Below are 16381 nucleotides of genomic sequence, written 5' to 3'. Positions count from 1 at the left end.
CGAGGTAATGGTCACCGCTTGAGCAGATCGACCGGTTCATGCACGTCCGTCGCCCGGAAATGACGCGCCAGGGCCGGGTGCTGCCGCTCGACGGCCTGGTACATCTCCCAGGCGACGCGCCGGTAGGACATGTGCCCCTGCGGAGCGGAACGCAGCTCGGAGATGTAGAGCGACTCGGCGAAGTCCATTTTGAAGAGCGCCCGGCAGCGGGTGGCCAGGGGCAGCACATAGGCCGCCGAAGAGGCCGTTTCAGGCGTCGCACTCGCGGCCAGCTCCGCATAAGCGGCATGGGCCGCGGTCAAGGCCTGGGCAAAGACCGGGGCCAGCTCTGTGCCTGCGATGCCATCGGGCTCATCAAAGCCGTGCAGCGCGGTCAAGCGCTGAATGATCTGCGTGCAGCGGCGATGGCGGTGCATGTCGCGGAAGCCGCCAATGTCCATGAGGATGTCAAAGCGCAGGGCCTGTCCGGCGGAGAACTCCCGCAGCAACTCGTCGTGGCGGCCGCGATGACGCACCCCCATCTCCACGATCTCAGCGCAGCGCGCCTCACCCAGCGCGGCGACGGTGTCGCGCACCTGCCGGAAGGAGTAATGCGAGTGGGCATAGAGCAGCGTGGCGGCAATCTCGGCTTCGAGCGATTCGGTCTTTTCAACCAGATCGACCAGCGGAGCCTCGGCAATGGGCGCGCCGCCCATGATTTCACTCGCGGCCTGCGCCAGCTCGCGGCGCGATTCCATCTGGTAGTAGTTCGGCGATGCGTATTTGACCAACGTGGGCGCGGGGCGCACTTCACGCGTCAGCATGGCGCGCGCTTCTTCGGCCAGCTCCGGATCAGACTCCGCAATGCGTTTCTGCAGACCGGCCAGGTCGCCGGAATGCACATTCCATGCGGGGTTGGACGATGCCTCGCGCAGGGACTCGCCCAGTTGGCGAATCTCCGCCACCGGGTGCGAGAGCAGTCGCGAGATTTGTGTTTCCAGCGTGCGCGCATTCACAATCTGGCCGAGCGAAGTGTTGGTGGCCAGGGGCAGCAGATAGCGCGCCACGTCAAAGGCGCGGGCGCGCAGGGTGCGCTCGTAGGCTTCCGGCTTCATCTCAGGCGGGCAGGCCACCTGCTGTTTGTAGATGGCCAGCATGCCGTCGGCGACCTGATGGTAGGCGGCGAAGCTCGACTCAATGGACTCGATATAGCGCGCGCGGGCGGGGGCCTCCGCGCCAAACTCCGGCAGATACCAGCCGGACTTGCGGAAGTTCTGATAGCGCGTGGAGCGTTCCTGGCCGTCCCAGCGCTGCTCGTCGACGAGTTCGATTGCCGCCAGCAGCGAGAGGCGCTCAATGGCGAAAGCAATGTGCGCGAGATCAGCAATGGAGCGGTGGCCGTACTGAAAATAGAACGTGTTCAGGAATTGCTCAGCGCGCTGGCTGCTGATCTCTTTGAGCGACTCTTTCATGGAGAGCGCCGAGCGCGAGTACTTGGCCATGGCATAGGCCAGCACCTCAGGATCGGCGCCATGTACGGCGAAGACTTCGGTGCGGTTCTGCGAGTGCTCGGGGACGTTCTGCGTGCTGGGGAGTTCGGCCTGAAGGTCGGGCATGTCGCGTCCAGAATACGGCATTCCGGGTGCACTTCTCTGTGGGGAATTGAGAATCACCCCTGATGGCCATCGATCTGGCATACGATAAAGAAGTTGCCCGCGCCCGTGTCAGGCGTGGCGGATCGAATGGCATGAACGAGATACTTTCCGCGACCAGTCATCGCCCATGGCCTCTGCCCAACCGGCCCTGGACGATGCTGCAGCGCTGGAATGACCTGCTGTTTGCCCATTGGCCGGTGCCGCCTGAGGAAATCAATGCGCTGCTTCCCTCTTCGCTGGCCGTGGATACCTTCGATGGCTCGGCATGGATCGGCGTAGTGCCCTTCTGGATGGACCGGGTGCGCCTGCGCGGACTGCCCTCGGTTCCCGGCGCGAACCGCTTTCCTGAGCTCAACCTGCGCACCTATGTGCGAGACCGCAGCAAAAATACGCCGGGCGTCTATTTCTTCTCGCTGGATGCAGCCAGTCCACTGGCCGTGGCCGTGGCGCGCCTCTTCTTCCAGTTGCCCTACTTCTGGGCCAGGATGGGTATTCAGGAAGAGAAGTCCGGCGAGGACATCTCCGGCCGTGGCACCGGATGGTTTCACTACACCAGCGAGCGGCGCATGAGCGCACAGCCGGTTCGCTTCAAGGCGCGCTACCGCAGCCTGGGCAAGCCGGCGGAGAAGGGCCTGATCGAACATTTTCTGACCGAACGCTATGCCCTTTTCACTCCAGGGCACTCGGGCGAACTCTATCAGGGTAACATTCACCACATGCCCTGGCCGCTGGAGCAGGCCGAAGCGGAGATTGAGTTGAATGAGCTGCCCGAGGCGCATGGCCTTCGCCTGCCCGGCACCCAGCCATTGCTGCACTACAGCCGCGAACTGGTGGTGTACGTGTGGAACCTGGAGACGGTGCCCGCGTTGAGCAAGCTACGCGCGGGAGCAGCGGTTCCTGTGCCGAAGCCGCTGTAGCTCCCGTTCGCCAGCAGAGTTACACTCACCTTCGATGGCTACGCTCTACAACCGGATTGCCAATCAAAGCCTGGAACGGCTGGCCGCGCTGAGTGACGGCATTTTTGCCGTGGCCATGACGCTGCTGGTGCTCGATCTGCATCTGCCGGCCAGCGAAGCCATTCACTCCGAGCACGGCTTGCAGGCCGCACTGTGGACGCTGGCTCCGCAGGTGCTCGTCTACCTGATGAGCTTCATGACGCTCGGCATTTTCTGGAATGGGCAGCAGACGCAGTTCCACTTTTTTGAGCGCAGCGACCGTGATTTGTCATGGCTGCATCTGGGCTTTCTCTTCACCATCACCGTCATGCCTTTCACTACGCAGTTGCTGGCGCACTTTCTGGCCTACCGCACGGCGCTCGTGGTTTATTGGTTCAACATTCTGCTGCCCGGGCTGCTGCTCTACGCAAGCTGGCGCTATGCCACGCGGGCCGGGCTGTTGAAGGCAGAGATTCCGCTGGAGATTCGGCGCGCGGTGCGGCGCAGAGTGGTCGTGGCGCAAAGCCTCTATGCGCTGGGCGCGCTGCTGTGCGTGCTGGGCACACGCTGGAGCATCGGCTTCATTCTGCTGGTGCAGCTCAACTATGCGGTGGCGCCGCGCCTGCCGGGGCGCAGCAAAAAGGTCTGAGCGCCTTCTATAATCGGCCAGAGGAAAATTGCACCGATGGCTGGAACTCTCGAAGGAAAAAACGCATTTGTAACTGGAGCCTCGCAGGGCATTGGACGCGCCTGCGCGCTGGCGCTCGCCAAGGCCGGAGCCCGCGTGGGCCTTGCTGCCCGGAACGAAGCCAAACTGCAGGAAGTAGCGGCTGAGATTGCCGCGGTCGGCGGCACGGCCGAGATCTTCGTACTCGACGTGAGCAGCGAAGAGTCGATCAAGACGGTGGCCAAGGACGCGCTGGGACGCCTGGGGCCCGTGCATATTCTGGTGAATAACGCAGGCATCACGCGCGACACGCTGCTGCTGCGCATGAAGCGCAGCGACTGGGATGAAGTCATACAGACGAACCTGACAGGCATGTTTCTGCTGACGCAGGCATTTGTGAGCGCCATGATGAAGGCTCGCTGGGGCCGCATCATCAGCATCTCAAGCGTGGTGGGCGAAACCGGACAGGCAGGACAGGCCAACTACGCAGCCAGCAAGGCCGGCATGATCGGCTTCACCAAATCGCTGGCGCGGGAACTGGCCTCTCGCGGCATCACGGCCAATGCCGTGGCACCGGGCTACATCGAAACGGCCATGACGGCGGTGCTCGATGAGAAGCAGCGCGGCGCGATGCTGGGGCAGATTCCCCTGGGCCGCCCCGGCACGGACGAAGACATCGCGGCCGCGGTGCGTTTTCTGGCTTCAGACGAGGCCGGTTACATCACCGGGCATGTGCTCGACGTGAACGGCGGCATGTACATGTAATGGGCGGCGGCGTGGGCCATCCGGCCCATGCCGCCCTCCCACTCCAAGCGATGTTCTAAGCCCGGCTGCGCCGCTCTCTGCCAAAGAGTAGCCATGCCAGCAGAAGGCAGGCCGCCATGCTGAGGCCGGCATCCATCAGAAAGCTGCCCATCAGGTGGCCGCGATCGTAGCCCCATCCATCGAGAAAGCCCATGTAGGTGATGGGCAGCATGGAGGCCGCGATGAGCACGGTGAAGAGGGTGGCCGCCAAGGGATTGTCCGGGCCAATCACCTCAAAGGTGATGCCATTCATGGCCGTGAAGGCAAGTGACTGAAAGATGATCTCGCCGGTAAAGACCAGACCAAAGGTCCAGGGCGCGCGGGGCAGGAGCAACGTGCCCAGTGTGAAGAGCGCGCCGATGAATCCAATGCCCAAATAGAGCGGGCGCAGCGGAAACTTTTTGGCAAGCTGCGGCACCAGGTAGCTGCCGCCAATACCCGCCACGACAGAACCCACACCCGCGAAGAGGCTCACGATGTGGGGACTGGCGTGATAGTCCTTGCCGAGGCCACCGAGCACGTTCGTAAGAGAAAACGAGGCGGAAGGCATGGCAAAGAGCGCCAGTGCCACGAGAACGTCGCGCCGTTTGAGCAACGATGCCACCTCCCGCCAAAAGCGCCCGAAGCTCTCGCTGGCCAGCATCTTGTCCGGCTCGGGTGCTGGAATGGCAATGAAGGAAAGCATGGGCAGCAGCATGACGATGGTCATCACAGAGGCGGCCAGCACAGGGGGCGAGTGCAGGATGAGGGGCGCGCCGATGATCTCGATCAACCCGCCCGCGCCGACGTTGGCTACGTTGAACCACATGCCAAGCTGGCTGTCCTGCTCGTGGGTGATGAGGCTGCCCGTCCATCCGCCGACAGTGCCCTGATAGAGCGCCGCCGCGGTGTAGGCCACAATCATGACGGCCTCAGTCGCCGCGACGTTGCCGTGATGCAGCACGGTATATCCCACGCCCAATGCAGTGAGCACGCCGAAGACAAGCGCGTAGGTACGGCGGCGAAAGCGCACATCAAGCATCGGCGAGAGCAGGAAGACCCAGAAGCCGGGAGAGATAACGGCAGCGGTCATGGCTGCGATGTGTCCGCCGGGCACGCCCTCGGCGGCCAGGATTTGCGGCAGAGTAACGACGGCGAATCCGCCCATCATGCCAAAAGTTGCATTGGTGAGGCCCATCGTCCAGACCGGCGGAAGCCGCCGCTGCTTTTGCATCCACTACTCCTCAATGTTGTGAGATCTCTGTCGAAGGATTGACGTACCAATGTAACGGACGAAGGCATGAAGATTCCTCTGGCCCCGGCATCTGCTTTGGTGCGCAGCTCGAAGACGAAGCCGTCGAGATAGATGACATTGTGTTCATGGGAACTACACCACGATTGCGCGCCATGCATTTTCTTCATTTCTCTGCATACAAATGCACCAGCAATGTGTCATGCTTTGGGCGTTTATTTGCGCTCTCCGGGAGACTCATCTGATGCGCTCGCGCTTCTGCCGTTTTGCTCTGATTGCTTTTCTGATCCTCTTCCCAGCCTCGCTAATGGCCGCCGGTCCGCAGAAAATTTCGTACGTGACCAGCACCGGACAAACCGTGCATGGACTGATCTACGAGCCTGCGGGCCATGGCAAGCATCCGGCCATTGTGGTGATTCATGAGTGGTGGGGTCTGGACCCCTGGATCGAACAGCAGGCACAGCAGCTTGCCCATGAGGGCTACGTTGCGCTGGCCGTGGATCTCTATAGTGGTAAAGTCACGACGAATCCTCGGGTCGCACGGCAACTGGACATGGCGCTCAAACCGGAAGAGGCCACCGCCAATGTGGTGGGAGCTGCGCACTACCTGGCGGCACAGAAGAATGTGGATGCGCGCCGCATCGGCGCGGTGGGATGGTGCATGGGAGGAGGCTACGCGGCACTGCTGGCGGTTCACGACGCCGCACTGAAGGCCGTGGCCATCAACTATGGCGAGCTGCCGCAGAACCGCGCGGAACTGGCAAAGATTCATGCTCCCGTTCTGGGTATCTTTGGCGGAGCCGACCCGGTTGTGACTCCGCAGGAAGTCGCTCAGTTTGAGCAGACGATGCACTCGTTGGGCAAGCCGATCGAAATCAAGACCTACCCCGGTGCTGGACACGCTTTTGAGAACCCTAATAACCGGATGGGGTATCGCGCGGTCGATGCGGCCGATGCGCAGGCAAGAATGCGGGCTTTCTTTGCCCGCGAGCTGAAAGTCTCAAAGAAGGAGACGTCTCGCCCTGGGGAATGACGCTCAGAAGACGCATTGGCCGGTGCTAGACGTTTGAAATTAGCAAAAAGACGCATCGGATGAAAATACTTCTTGCATGCGCCTCTGTGGCGTGTTAACTATGCAGCCAACACCTCGCACGGCTCTGTCGCCAACACAAGCGAGGGGAAAGTACAGGCAAGAGCAAAAATGATGAAAATTGGCATGACAATCCGGGGATACAGGCTGCAGAAGGGCTTATCGCAGGGGGACATCGAAAAGAGAACGGGACTGTTGCGCTGTTATCTTTCCCGGGTGGAGAACGGTCACACCGTTCCTTCGCTGGACACCTTGGCCAAGATTGCCGGAGCACTCGACCTGCCGCTGGCCCAGTTTTTTGCGGAAGACTCGCTAGGGCGCGAGTTGAACACGCAGAAACTCACGGACGATGAATTGCGCTTTCTTACCCAGATCCGACGCTATTCCTCAAACCTCAATGACAGTGACCGCAAACTGCTGCTGGCAATGGTAAAGAAGTTCGCAGCCACAGCAGCCAAGTAACCACGCTTCCGATTCATAAACTGGCGGGCCGGGTGAGTATCTCCCCGGCCCGGCCTGTACCTGTGTATGGCTATCGCATCCTTGGCGTGCTTCCGTGCCCCATCCAGAACGAATAGACTCCGAAAGTCAGCAGCAGCAGCAGGAAAGTGACACCAACGATCGCCAGCTTGCGCCGGGTACGAAAGATCTCTGGCCGCGAACCGATACGTGGCACCATCGGCAGACCGAGAGCCATGCCCGAAAGGAATCCCCCGATGTGGGCCATGTTGTCGACCTGAATGAAGAAGTGGCTGAAATCGATGCCGGCATCCAGCACCAGGTTCAGCACTGCAAACCAGATGACGCTGCGGCGCAGCTTGTTCAGATCAGCCTTGGGAATCGGCAACAGCGGCGACTTGAGCAGGATGATCAGCACTCCAGCCAGACCAAAGATGGCGCCAGAGGCACCGACCGAGACCACTCCCTGTGGACCACCGCCCACACCAGGATGCCGGGCCACGCTGAGGATATCGCCGGCATACCCCGTGAGCAGATAGGCAGCAAAGACGCCGACAGGCCCCATCAGCGGCTCGGCGAGCAGACCGAGGTTCCAGAGGCACCACATATTCACGCCCAGGTGAATGATGCCGCCATGCACAAACATGGCGGTGATGAGCCGCCACCACTGATGGTGTGCCAGCACAAGGGGGCCGATGTTCGCTCCGCTGTAATAGAGCTGCAGAGTGGTTGGCGCCCAGGGCGAGAAACCGCGCAGGCACATCCACAAGTAGACGAGGCAGTTGATGCCCACCAAGGTGTAGGTGGCGGGAGCCATGGCCCAGTGGCTGCGTTGCGGAGGACGCGTGTAGGTAGGCTCAGAGGATGCCGCGTAGTAGTCCGGCTCCGCCTGTGACGGATAGGAACCGGGCGGAAGAATCTCGGGCGACTGGTCCATGCCGTTTCTGTATGTCTGCCCTGTCTCTCGCCGCATAAATCTCTTTCTTCAGGCTATCGTTAGGGGCACTACTCTGACAAACTCCGGCTCCAGCGCGGAGGAGCGGCGCGTCCAAACGATTCATCCTGGTTCTGTCTCGTAAAATGGGATGTTGAATGCAGGATGACGGTCGTATTGGCTTCAAAGATTGCCGACAAAATAATCAGGAGAGAGACGTGACCGGTTTGAAGAAGGTACAGCGGGCGCTGTTGAGCGTAACCGACAAGACAGGGCTGGTGGAATTTGCTCAAGCATTGACCACATACGGTGTGGAGCTGGTTTCAACCGGTGGAACGGCGCGGACCCTGCGGGAAGCAGGCCTTGCGGTGCGCGACATTTCAGAGCTGACCGGCTTTCCTGAGATGCTCGACGGGCGCGTGAAAACGCTGCACCCGAAGGTGCATGGCGGTATTCTTCACATTCGCGGCAATGCCGAGCATCGCGCCGCCGTGGAGGCGCACGGCATTGAGCCCATCGATATGGTGGTGGTGAATCTGTACGCCTTTGAGGCGACGGCCGCCAAGCCCGGCGTAACGGTAGGCCACCTGATTGAAAACATCGACATTGGCGGCCCTTCGATGGTGCGGTCGGCAGCAAAGAACTTTGAGGATGTGGCCATCGTGACCTCAGCCGGCGACTATGCCGCGCTGGCCGAAGAGCTAAAGGCACATCAGGGCGCACTGAGCCTGGAAACCCGCTGGCGGCTGGCCAAGCAGGCCTTTGCCACGACGGCAGCTTATGATACAGCCATTGCCAACACGCTCGAAAAGATTGCCGCGCCCGAGGCTGAGGCTCCGGTACACACGAAGGATGACAAGCCAGCAGAATTCCCTGCGGCGCTGCGCATTGCTTATCCATTGGCGATGCCGTTGCGTTATGGCGAGAATCCTCACCAGCGCGCCGCGCTGTATGCGGATGGCAGCGGAACAGGCATTGCCGGGGCGACGCAGTTGCAGGGCAAGGAGCTGAGCTACAACAATCTGGTGGATCTGGACGCATGCTGGGAGCTGGCCCAGGAATTTGATGAGCCGATGGTGGCGATTATCAAGCACACCAATCCCTGCGGCGCGGCCACTGGAGCGTCAGTCGTTGAGGCCTATCGCAAGGCGCTTGCGACGGATCCGGTATCCGCCTTTGGCAGCGTGATTGGCATCAATCGCGTGGTAGATGGCGAAGCCGCCGAAGAGATTGCCAAACTGTTTGTAGAGGCCATCGCGGCACCGGGCTTCACGGACGAAGCCAAAGAGCGCTTTGCCGCGAAGAAGAATCTGCGCCTCATCGAAGTGAAGAGCGCGCAGCCGGGGCAGGTGATCAAGCAGGTTTCCGGCGGTCTGCTGCTGCAGGATGCTGACACGGGCCGCATCACGGCGAGCGAGCTGCGGGTGGTCACGCAGCGCCAGCCCACGGACGCCGAGCTGACCTCGATGCTGTTTGCCTGGAAGATCTGCAAGCACGTGAAGTCGAATGCGATTGTGTACGCGCGCGACGGCCAGACGATAGGCGTAGGCGCTGGCCAGATGAGCCGCGTGGACGCCGCGAAGATTGGCGCCATGAAGGCCGTGCTGCCGCTGCAGGGCTGCGTGGCCGCTTCCGACGCATTCTTTCCTTTCCCGGATGGCCTGGAAGTTGTCGTCTCCTCAGGAGCGACGGCGGTGATTCAGCCCGGAGGGTCGGTGCGCGATGAAGACGTCATTGCCGCCGCGGACCGGCTCGGCATCGCCATGGTTGTAACCGGCATGCGGCACTTCCGGCACTAGATCACATGGGGGATGGGCGAGAGCACGCTCATCCCTCCTGCTTCTTTCCTGCCGGCATCTTCTCCTCCTTATAAGATGAAGCTGTGGCCACTGAACGAGTACCCAACCCCGGGAGTGCGCAGACGACGCACCCGGCTCTTCCTTTCAAGACTTACCTGATGCTGCTGGTCACCATTGTGGCCATGCCCTTTGGCAACGTGATGCTGGGCATGGGCATGAAGCACGCTGGCACGCTCGCCATTTGGCCACTGAACATGCTGTGGTTGACGGCTCTGCATATCTTTAGCACTCCGGCGATCTGGATCGGCGTTGCTTCGCTGATCGGCTGGTTCATCTCTTACGCGCTGGTGCTTTCCTGGGCCGACTATAGCTTTGTGCAGCCTGCCACCTCGCTCGGCTACGGCGTCACCGCACTGCTGAGTTGGCTGATCTTGAGAGAGTATGTCAGCCCGATCGAGTGGACCGGCATCGCCATCATTTGCCTCGGCGTTTTCGTAGTGGGACGCACCAACCCTAAAACCGCCGCGCCCCCGGCAGCAGCCACCGAAATAGTGGAGCAGGCCTGAGATGAAAGACTTCATTCTGTTTGCCCTGATTGTCGTGGCCGGCACCGGAGGCGAGTTGTGCGTTTCGCGAGCCATGAAGTCAGTGGGCGAAGCCAAGGGCTTTCATCCTGCCGAGTTGGCGCGCCTGATTTTGCGTGCGCTGCGGGAGCCCTGGATGTGGCTGGGCGTGGCCATGATGGCTTCGGGCTTCTTTGCGCTGCTCGGCGCGCTGGCGGCTTTGCCGGTGAGCTTTGTGGTGCCCATGACGGCGCTCAGTTACGTGATCGGCGTATTTGGCGGCGTGACCTTCCTGAAAGAGAAAGTTACGCGGCAACGCTGGATTGGGGTGGCTCTGGTGGCGCTGGGCGTCTCGCTGGTATTGCTGGGCAAGCGGTAGAGGCAAAGAGGGCAAAGTCGATGGCATCGAATGAGAACCAGACACATGCAACCTTTCTGCGGCGAGCCATCGCACTCGCGCTTGAGAATGTTCAGGCAGGCAAAGGCGGCCCGTTCGGAGCGGTCATTGTTCGCGAGGATAAGGTAGTAGCCGAAGCCGCGAACAGCGTCTTCACCACAAACGATCCCACCGCGCATGCCGAGGTGAATGCCATTCGCGCAGCCTGCCGCAACCTGGGGGTATTTGAACTGCGGGGATGCGTGATCTACACCAGCTCAGAGCCCTGCCCCATGTGCCTGGCCGCCTGCTACTGGGCACACCTGGACCGCATCTACTTCGCAGCCAATGCAGAAGACGCCGCACGCGCCGGCTTTGATGATGCGTTTCTCTATCGAGAGATGGCATTGCCGACCGCCGAGCGCTCACTGCCTGCCGAAGAACTGCTGCGTGAAGAGGCGCAGGCAAGCTTTGCGGCCTGGGATGCCAGCCCCTTCAAGCAGCCTTATTAAAAAGACTGCTGGTTTTCTGTCGCGCCGGTTTTCACTCGACGAAGCCTGAGCGCGCTACTCCGCGGGCTGCGTCCCGGGCAGGCATGCCTTGAAGGGAATCTCCGGCAACTGCTCGACCGCATGGCGCAGCGAATGCTCCCACTGGCTATGAATAGAAAGCATCAGAGGATCGTCCGCTCCAAAGCTGCGGTACTCGTCGAACTCCAGTGAGTTGGAACGGTAGAGCAGCATTTCGATGGGGGGCCCGACGGTAACGTTGGAACGCATGGTCGCATCGAAGGACAGCAATGCATACTTCGCTGCTGATTCCAAAGTGGTGGCGGAGTAGACCACGCCTCTCTCAATAATGGGCCGCCCGTATTTGTACTCGCCGATCTGCAGAAACGGCATCTCCGCCGTTGCGGCGAGGGGGTTTCCCTGTGGATAGACCATGTAGAGCTGCGGTTCCTCTCCCCGTATCTGACCGGCCACCAGCATGTGAATGTTGAAGTTCAGGCCGTCTTTCTCCAGCGCCGCGCGGTCGAGGTCGGCGACTTGCCGCATGCACTCTCCAATCACACGCACGGCATCGTAAAACGTTGCGGCCGCCGCCAACCCTTCCCCCGCGCGATAGCTGCGGCGAAGCATCGTGGTCACGGACTGCGTGAGCGAAAGGCTTCCGCTGGTGAGCACGGCAATGGCTCTTTCACCGGGCGTTACGAAGGTGAACATCTTGCGGCAGGTGTTGACCTGGTCGTAGCCTGCATTGCTGCGCGAATCCGACGCAAGAAGGAGTCCCTGATGAGTTTTAATGCCTACGCAATAGGTCATGGCGATGCTTGTACCCGTCTCCGTTGTATTTCCTGCTTGCACTGTGGGCCATACGCTGCTACTAAATAGGCAATCGCTGACGTTCCACGTCGCACCTCAGCTCAAAACCGCCGTGTGTCTTCCCCAAGGTAAAGACAGGATAGCGCGATGCAAAGAGCTCATGGGCACGTCGATTTCATTTCCATTTTCAGAAGCGGTCCAGCGGCCGAGCTTCTTCCCTTTCTGGTCTGCTGCAGCGCCCTGCAACAGTTGGCGGGGGCGGCCGTATGACCCCCTCCGATTTATTGCCGTCCAACAGCCGCGCGTTGGAGCAATACCCGCTCGACGATGCCTTCGATGAAATGTTCAACCGGTCAGGCGAGCCCAGGCCGGAGTATCGCGAACTGCTGAAGGCCTTTCTAGCAATGCCCGCAGAGGAATTGGAGGCGCGCAAGCGTTCGGCGGATCTCTCCTTTCTTACGGAGGGCATTACCTTCACGGTTTACGGGCGCGAAGAGGGTACCGAGCGCATCTTCCCCTACGATCTGCTGCCGCGCATTGTTACGCACCAGGAGTGGGAGATCATCTCCAAGGGTCTGGAGCAGCGCATTATGGCGCTGAACTTGTTCCTGCGAGACATCTATCACGAAGGCAAGATTCTCAACGACGGCGTGGTGCCGCGGGAAATTGTGTATACCTGCCGTCATTTTCGCCGCGAGATGCGAGGCCTGCAGGTGCCTCGAAATATCTATATCGCTGTGACCGGATCGGACTTACTACGCCTGAGCACGGGCGAATTCGTGGTTCTTGAGGACAATCTGCGCGTGCCAAGCGGGGTCTCTTATATGCTGACCAACCGCCGGGCGATGAAGCGAACGCTGCCGCAGCTCTTTCGCAAATATCGGGTTCGCCCCATCGATCACTATGCGCAGATGCTCCTGAGTACGCTGCGCTCGCTCGCACCAGAAAGCCGCCCGGAGCCAACGATTGTGCTGCTGACGCCCGGCTCCTATAACTCCGCCTACTTTGAGCACACCTATCTGGCGCGTCAGATGGGCATAGAACTGGTGGAGGGACGCGACCTTCTGGTGCATGACAACTTCGTCTACATGCGCACCACGGCGGGGCTGCGCCGGGTGGATGTGATCTATCGCCGCGTCGATGACGACTTCAGCGATCCGCTCGCTTTCCGCCCTGATTCCATCCTTGGCGTAGCCGGCCTGCTGAATGCTTACCGTTCAGGAAATGTAACGATTGCCAATGCATTCGGGACTGGGGTGGCCGACGACAAGGCGATCTATGCCTATGTTCCACGCATCATTCGCTATTATCTCGGCGAAGAACCTCTGCTCAACAACGTCGAGACCTTTCTGCTTTCCGATGATGTGCAGCGGGAGCACGTGCTCGCCAATCTGGCATCAATGGTAGTCAAACCTGTGGGCGAATCAGGCGGCTATGGCATGCTGATTGGGCCGCACAGCACCCCGGAGCAGCGCACCCGCTTTCGGGACGCCATCAATGCCAACCCGCGCAACTTTATCGCGCAACCAACTCTGACGTTTTCTCGCGCACCCTGTCTCATGGGCGATCGCATCGAGCCTCGGCACGTCGACCTCAGACCTTACATTCTCTACGGAGATCAGATTCACATTGCACCAGGCGGACTGACGCGCGTTGCGCTGCAAAAGGGCTCACTGGTGGTCAACTCATCGCAGGGGGGAGGAAGCAAGGACACATGGGTACTGGAAGAATAGCCATGCTCTCCCGGGTAGCAGACAGCATGTACTGGATAGGCCGCTATCTGGAGCGCGCCGAAAACACCCTCCGGATTGTGGACGTGAACATGAACCTGATGCTGGAAGGTTCACACACCCGCAGGGAGACGCGTTGGCGGCGCGTGCTGCAGGCCTTCAGCAACCCGGCTGGCCTGGAGGAAACCGACGGCGACACGACCATTGAGTCGCTGATTTTTGACATGGGTAATCGCGCCTCGGCAGCGGCCTGTGTGGCGCTGGCGCGAGAGAGCGCACGTCAGGTGCGCGACGAACTCAGCAGCGAACAATGGCAGAAGCTGAACAGCCTATATCACCATCTCTGCGAGATGCATCTCTCCGGACGCCCGGCCATGGTTTCTGACGCCATGCAGACCATCCTCGATGGCGTTCATCTCTTTCAGGGCGTCACCGACACGACCATGACCCATGGAGAAGGCTGGCAGTTCATTCGGGCCGGACGCTATATGGAGCGGGCCATGCAGACCGCTACGCTGCTGGAACTGTACTACCGCGAGTTCTTCTCAAATCGCGATCTCTTTGCCGATGCCGGCCAGTATGTCGAATGGGTGGGCCTGCTGCGGTGCTGTGCCGCTTTCGAGTCCTACTGTACGGTGTACACCGCGGACCTGACCCCGGAGCGCATTCTGGAATTCCTGCTGCTTCATCGACGCTTTCCGCATTCGCTGTGGTATTCGGTAAATTCGATTGTCGAAGCACTGGCGGGCATTGAACAGGACAGCCATCGCGCCAGCGCCGATGAACTGGCACGCCGCGCGGGTCGTCTGCGGGCTTCTCTCAGCTTCGCGCAGATCGGTGAAATCATCGAGCAGGACGCCGCGGCCTATCTGCGCCAGGTGCTCGATCAATGCCGAATGATTCAGGAGCTGATCTATCGGCTCTATATCAGCTATTCCATTGACACGGCGTTGGCCATGTAACCGGAGCGCGTATGTATTTTTATTCGATTCGCCATCTCACCCGATTTCAGTATGCGAGCCCCATCTGCGAGACGCTGATGGAGACCCGGATGCATCCCCGAACGGATACGAACCAGCGCTGCCTGCACTTTGCGTTGTCAGTGAGCCCACGCTGCCGCGTCTTTTCTTACCGGGACCATCTGGGCAACAGCGTGCATCATTTTGATATTCCAGCAGAGCACGACACGCTGGTGATCATTGCGGAATCACTTATCGAGATGCAGCAGCTTGCTCCCGTCCCCGAGAAACTGGCAGCCGACGACTGGCAACTGCTCGACAAGCTGGTGGCACAGGGCGACTACTGGGAGATGTTGCTGCCGAGCAGATTTGCTCTGCCCACTCCGCGCTTGTTGGCGCTGGCCCAGGAACTGGAAGTACGACGCCGCGATGACCCGATGACGCTGCTACGTGAGTTGAACGCACGGCTGCACGAATATTTTGAATACGCGCCGCAGAGTACCCGTGTGGACTCCAGCATTGACGAAGCAATTGCGCAACGCCAGGGCGTCTGCCAGGACTATGCCCACACGATGATCGCCCTGGTGCGACATCTGGGGGTCCCTTGCCGTTACGTCAGCGGCTATCAGCATCACTCCCGTGTTGAGAAGGAGAGGCAGCTGCCTCTCGCCACTCACGCCTGGGTAGACGCTTTTCTGCCGCATCTGGGATGGGTGAGCTTTGACCCGACCAACAACCTGCTTGCGCATGACTCCCATATCCGCACAGCGCTCGGCCGCGACTATGCTGATGTCCCCCCTACGCGTGGCGTGTACCGCGGCACCAGCGCTGAAGAATTACATGTTGCCGTGCAGGTTTCCGCACATGAATCCGCGCCCGCACTCGACCAGGACTGGCCAATTCCCGAAGACTGGTCGATTCACGTAGAGCGTGCGCAGGAACTGCTGCCGCAGGCCTCGCCCATTCTGCAACTGCAACAGATTGAGCAACAACAACAGCAGCAGCAGCAGTAGAGCGCTATTTCTTTGCGGTGATGCTCTTTCCGCGACGCAGATCGTCCATGAGGATGATGGCCTCAGCAATCTCTTTAATCGGCTTGCGACGCTGCCGGCTCTGCTTTTGCAGGGCGAGATAAGCCGCTTCTTCATCCACGTTCAGTTCGCGCTGCAGGATTCCCTTGGCTCGCTCCATGATCTTGCGCGTCTCCAACTGCCCGGCAAGCTGCGCCTTCTCAAACTCCATGCGCGCCAGCTCGACCTCAGCGCCCACAAGATAGCCGAGCATGGTGATCAGGCGAATCTCCTGCTGGGAATGCGGGTGCGGCTGGCGATGCTGCACATTGATGACGCCCACGAGCTTGCCCCGGCACAACACAGGCACCGAAAGAAATGCTTCAAAGCGGTCTTCTGGCAGGTTGCTGAGCCGGGCAAAACGGGGATCGCTCGACGCCTTGGCGGGAATCGCCACCACCTGTTTGTGCGTGGCCACCCATCCCGTAATGCCCTGTCCCATTGAAAGTGAGACATGATCCACGATGTCGGTATGCGGATTCTTGGACGCGCGCAGAACAAGCTGGTCCCGGTCAAGCACATAGATAAAGCAGGAATCGCACTGCACGGCATCGGTAACCAGTTCGATGATGCGTTCGAGCACGGTGTGAAACGGATCGGCCGCCGCCATGCGGCTGCCAATCTCGTGCAACAGATCAATCTCATTCAAAGCGGACGATCGCTTTTTCTCCTCGGCCAAGGGCCACCCTCCTTACACACTACTCGCAGCCGGAGTATCCGGGACGAGCAGCGGCTTCGTTGCCTGGAAGAACTGCATCGCGCAACTCGGGGCGATGACCTACGCACTCCAAACCGCTATTGTGTCACG

Annotated in this window: 17 protein-coding genes; 12 read left to right on the top strand and 5 right to left on the bottom strand. The window is 60.3% G+C overall.

The annotated features are described in order from the left end of the window. Nucleotides 1–11: 11 nt before the first annotated feature. Nucleotides 12–1595, bottom strand: a complete 1584-nt coding sequence (locus tag ACP_RS15795; protein WP_015898339.1) for an FAD-dependent thymidylate synthase — start codon at nt 1593–1595, stop codon at nt 12–14. 62 nt (nt 1596–1657) lie between these two features. Between ACP_RS15795 and ACP_RS15790 the strand changes: the two genes are divergently transcribed. From ACP_RS15790 to fabG, 3 genes are read left to right on the top strand one after another with little or no spacing between them, the layout of a single operon-like run. After that, nucleotides 1658–2551 carry a YqjF family protein gene (locus tag ACP_RS15790; protein ID WP_238525588.1) on the top strand — a complete coding sequence of 298 codons (894 nt, stop codon included), beginning with the start codon at nt 1658–1660 and terminating at the stop codon, nt 2549–2551. A gap of 34 nt (nt 2552–2585) precedes the next feature. After that, complete coding sequence (locus ACP_RS15785) at nt 2586–3218, top strand: TMEM175 family protein (RefSeq protein WP_015898337.1); 633 nt, start codon at nt 2586–2588, stop codon at nt 3216–3218. A gap of 36 nt (nt 3219–3254) precedes the next feature. After that, on the top strand, nt 3255–4001 hold the full coding sequence (gene fabG / locus ACP_RS15780) for a 3-oxoacyl-[acyl-carrier-protein] reductase (RefSeq protein WP_015898336.1): 747 nt from the start codon (nt 3255–3257) through the stop codon (nt 3999–4001). Nucleotides 4002–4056: 55 nt separating this feature from the next. Here fabG and ACP_RS15775 read toward each other — a convergent pair whose 3' ends face one another. Further along, nucleotides 4057–5253 carry an MFS transporter gene (locus ACP_RS15775; protein WP_015898335.1) on the bottom strand — a complete coding sequence of 399 codons (1197 nt, stop codon included), beginning with the start codon at nt 5251–5253 and terminating at the stop codon, nt 4057–4059. Nucleotides 5254–5515: 262 nt separating this feature from the next. Between ACP_RS15775 and ACP_RS15770 the strand changes: the two genes are divergently transcribed. Then, the gene (locus ACP_RS15770) at nt 5516–6304 is read left to right on the top strand and encodes a dienelactone hydrolase family protein (RefSeq protein ID WP_015898333.1); all 789 of its coding nucleotides are present in this window, start codon (nt 5516–5518) and stop codon (nt 6302–6304) included. Between the two features lie 72 nt (nt 6305–6376). Then, nucleotides 6377–6823 (top strand): helix-turn-helix domain-containing protein, encoded by a 447-nt coding sequence (locus ACP_RS15765; RefSeq protein WP_015898332.1) that lies wholly within the window; start codon nt 6377–6379, stop codon nt 6821–6823. A gap of 70 nt (nt 6824–6893) precedes the next feature. Here ACP_RS15765 and ACP_RS15760 read toward each other — a convergent pair whose 3' ends face one another. Then, nucleotides 6894–7793: a rhomboid family intramembrane serine protease gene (locus ACP_RS15760; protein ID WP_015898331.1), complete on the bottom strand. Its 900-nt coding sequence runs from the start codon at nt 7791–7793 to the stop codon at nt 6894–6896. Between the two features lie 119 nt (nt 7794–7912). On the opposite strand from ACP_RS15760, the gene purH reads away from it, so the two are divergent. The 4 genes from purH to ACP_RS15740 all read left to right on the top strand — a co-directional run bounded on the left by purH (nt 7913) and on the right by ACP_RS15740 (nt 11004). Further along, nucleotides 7913–9553 (top strand): bifunctional phosphoribosylaminoimidazolecarboxamide formyltransferase/IMP cyclohydrolase, encoded by a 1641-nt coding sequence (purH, locus tag ACP_RS15755; protein ID WP_015898330.1) that lies wholly within the window; start codon nt 7913–7915, stop codon nt 9551–9553. Nucleotides 9554–9636: 83 nt separating this feature from the next. After that, nucleotides 9637–10119 (top strand): EamA family transporter, encoded by a 483-nt coding sequence (locus ACP_RS15750; RefSeq protein WP_148215185.1) that lies wholly within the window; start codon nt 9637–9639, stop codon nt 10117–10119. Between the two features lies 1 nt (nt 10120). Further along, entirely contained in the window at nt 10121–10495 is a 375-nt protein-coding gene (locus ACP_RS17520; protein ID WP_015898328.1) for an EamA family transporter, read from the top strand. Between the two features lie 20 nt (nt 10496–10515). Beyond that, nucleotides 10516–11004: a nucleoside deaminase gene (locus tag ACP_RS15740; RefSeq protein WP_015898327.1), complete on the top strand. Its 489-nt coding sequence runs from the start codon at nt 10516–10518 to the stop codon at nt 11002–11004. Between the two features lie 54 nt (nt 11005–11058). On the opposite strand, the gene ACP_RS15735 is transcribed toward ACP_RS15740, so the two are convergent. Beyond that, on the bottom strand, nt 11059–11814 hold the full coding sequence (locus ACP_RS15735; protein WP_015898326.1) for a proteasome-type protease: 756 nt from the start codon (nt 11812–11814) through the stop codon (nt 11059–11061). A 266-nt stretch (nt 11815–12080) separates the two neighbouring features. On the opposite strand from ACP_RS15735, the gene ACP_RS15730 reads away from it, so the two are divergent. From ACP_RS15730 to ACP_RS15720, 3 genes are read left to right on the top strand one after another with little or no spacing between them, the layout of a single operon-like run. Continuing rightward, entirely contained in the window at nt 12081–13547 is a 1467-nt protein-coding gene (locus ACP_RS15730) for a circularly permuted type 2 ATP-grasp protein (protein WP_015898324.1), read from the top strand. Nucleotides 13548–13549: 2 nt separating this feature from the next. Continuing rightward, nucleotides 13550–14506, top strand: a complete 957-nt coding sequence (locus ACP_RS15725; RefSeq protein ID WP_041839670.1) for an alpha-E domain-containing protein — start codon at nt 13550–13552, stop codon at nt 14504–14506. Nucleotides 14507–14517: 11 nt separating this feature from the next. Then, nucleotides 14518–15516: a transglutaminase family protein gene (locus ACP_RS15720; protein WP_015898322.1), complete on the top strand. Its 999-nt coding sequence runs from the start codon at nt 14518–14520 to the stop codon at nt 15514–15516. A gap of 4 nt (nt 15517–15520) precedes the next feature. Here the strand turns inward: ACP_RS15720 and ACP_RS15715 are convergent, their stop codons facing one another. Next, a complete protein-coding gene (locus ACP_RS15715; RefSeq protein WP_238525587.1) occupies nt 15521–16222 on the bottom strand; it encodes a GAF domain-containing protein in 702 nt (233 codons plus the stop codon). Nucleotides 16223–16381: the final 159 nt, after the last annotated feature.

The organism is Acidobacterium capsulatum ATCC 51196 (assembly GCF_000022565.1).
GTDB lineage: Bacteria > Acidobacteriota > Terriglobia > Terriglobales > Acidobacteriaceae > Acidobacterium > Acidobacterium capsulatum.
The sequence above is the reverse complement of the archived record's forward strand: the minus strand, read 5'-3'. Positions and strand labels throughout refer to the sequence as shown.

Bases quoted from the DNA above. Each gene is read 5' to 3' on its own strand.
- ACP_RS15795 (WP_015898339.1), bottom strand. From the start codon at position 1,595: ATGCCCGACCTTCAGGCCGAACTCCCCAGCACGCAGAACGTCCCCGAG.
- ACP_RS15790 (WP_238525588.1), top strand. From the start codon at position 1,658: ATGGCCATCGATCTGGCATACGATAAAGAAGTTGCCCGCGCCCGTGTC.
- ACP_RS15785 (WP_015898337.1), top strand. From the start codon at position 2,586: ATGGCTACGCTCTACAACCGGATTGCCAATCAAAGCCTGGAACGGCTG.
- fabG (WP_015898336.1), top strand. From the start codon at position 3,255: ATGGCTGGAACTCTCGAAGGAAAAAACGCATTTGTAACTGGAGCCTCG.
- ACP_RS15775 (WP_015898335.1), bottom strand. From the start codon at position 5,253: ATGCAAAAGCAGCGGCGGCTTCCGCCGGTCTGGACGATGGGCCTCACC.
- ACP_RS15770 (WP_015898333.1), top strand. From the start codon at position 5,516: ATGCGCTCGCGCTTCTGCCGTTTTGCTCTGATTGCTTTTCTGATCCTC.
- ACP_RS15760 (WP_015898331.1), bottom strand. From the start codon at position 7,793: ATGCGGCGAGAGACAGGGCAGACATACAGAAACGGCATGGACCAGTCG.
- purH (WP_015898330.1), top strand. From the start codon at position 7,913: ATGCAGGATGACGGTCGTATTGGCTTCAAAGATTGCCGACAAAATAAT.
- ACP_RS17520 (WP_015898328.1), top strand. From the start codon at position 10,121: ATGAAAGACTTCATTCTGTTTGCCCTGATTGTCGTGGCCGGCACCGGA.
- ACP_RS15740 (WP_015898327.1), top strand. From the start codon at position 10,516: ATGGCATCGAATGAGAACCAGACACATGCAACCTTTCTGCGGCGAGCC.
- ACP_RS15735 (WP_015898326.1), bottom strand. From the start codon at position 11,814: ATGACCTATTGCGTAGGCATTAAAACTCATCAGGGACTCCTTCTTGCG.
- ACP_RS15730 (WP_015898324.1), top strand. From the start codon at position 12,081: ATGACCCCCTCCGATTTATTGCCGTCCAACAGCCGCGCGTTGGAGCAA.
- ACP_RS15725 (WP_041839670.1), top strand. From the start codon at position 13,550: ATGCTCTCCCGGGTAGCAGACAGCATGTACTGGATAGGCCGCTATCTG.
- ACP_RS15720 (WP_015898322.1), top strand. From the start codon at position 14,518: ATGTATTTTTATTCGATTCGCCATCTCACCCGATTTCAGTATGCGAGC.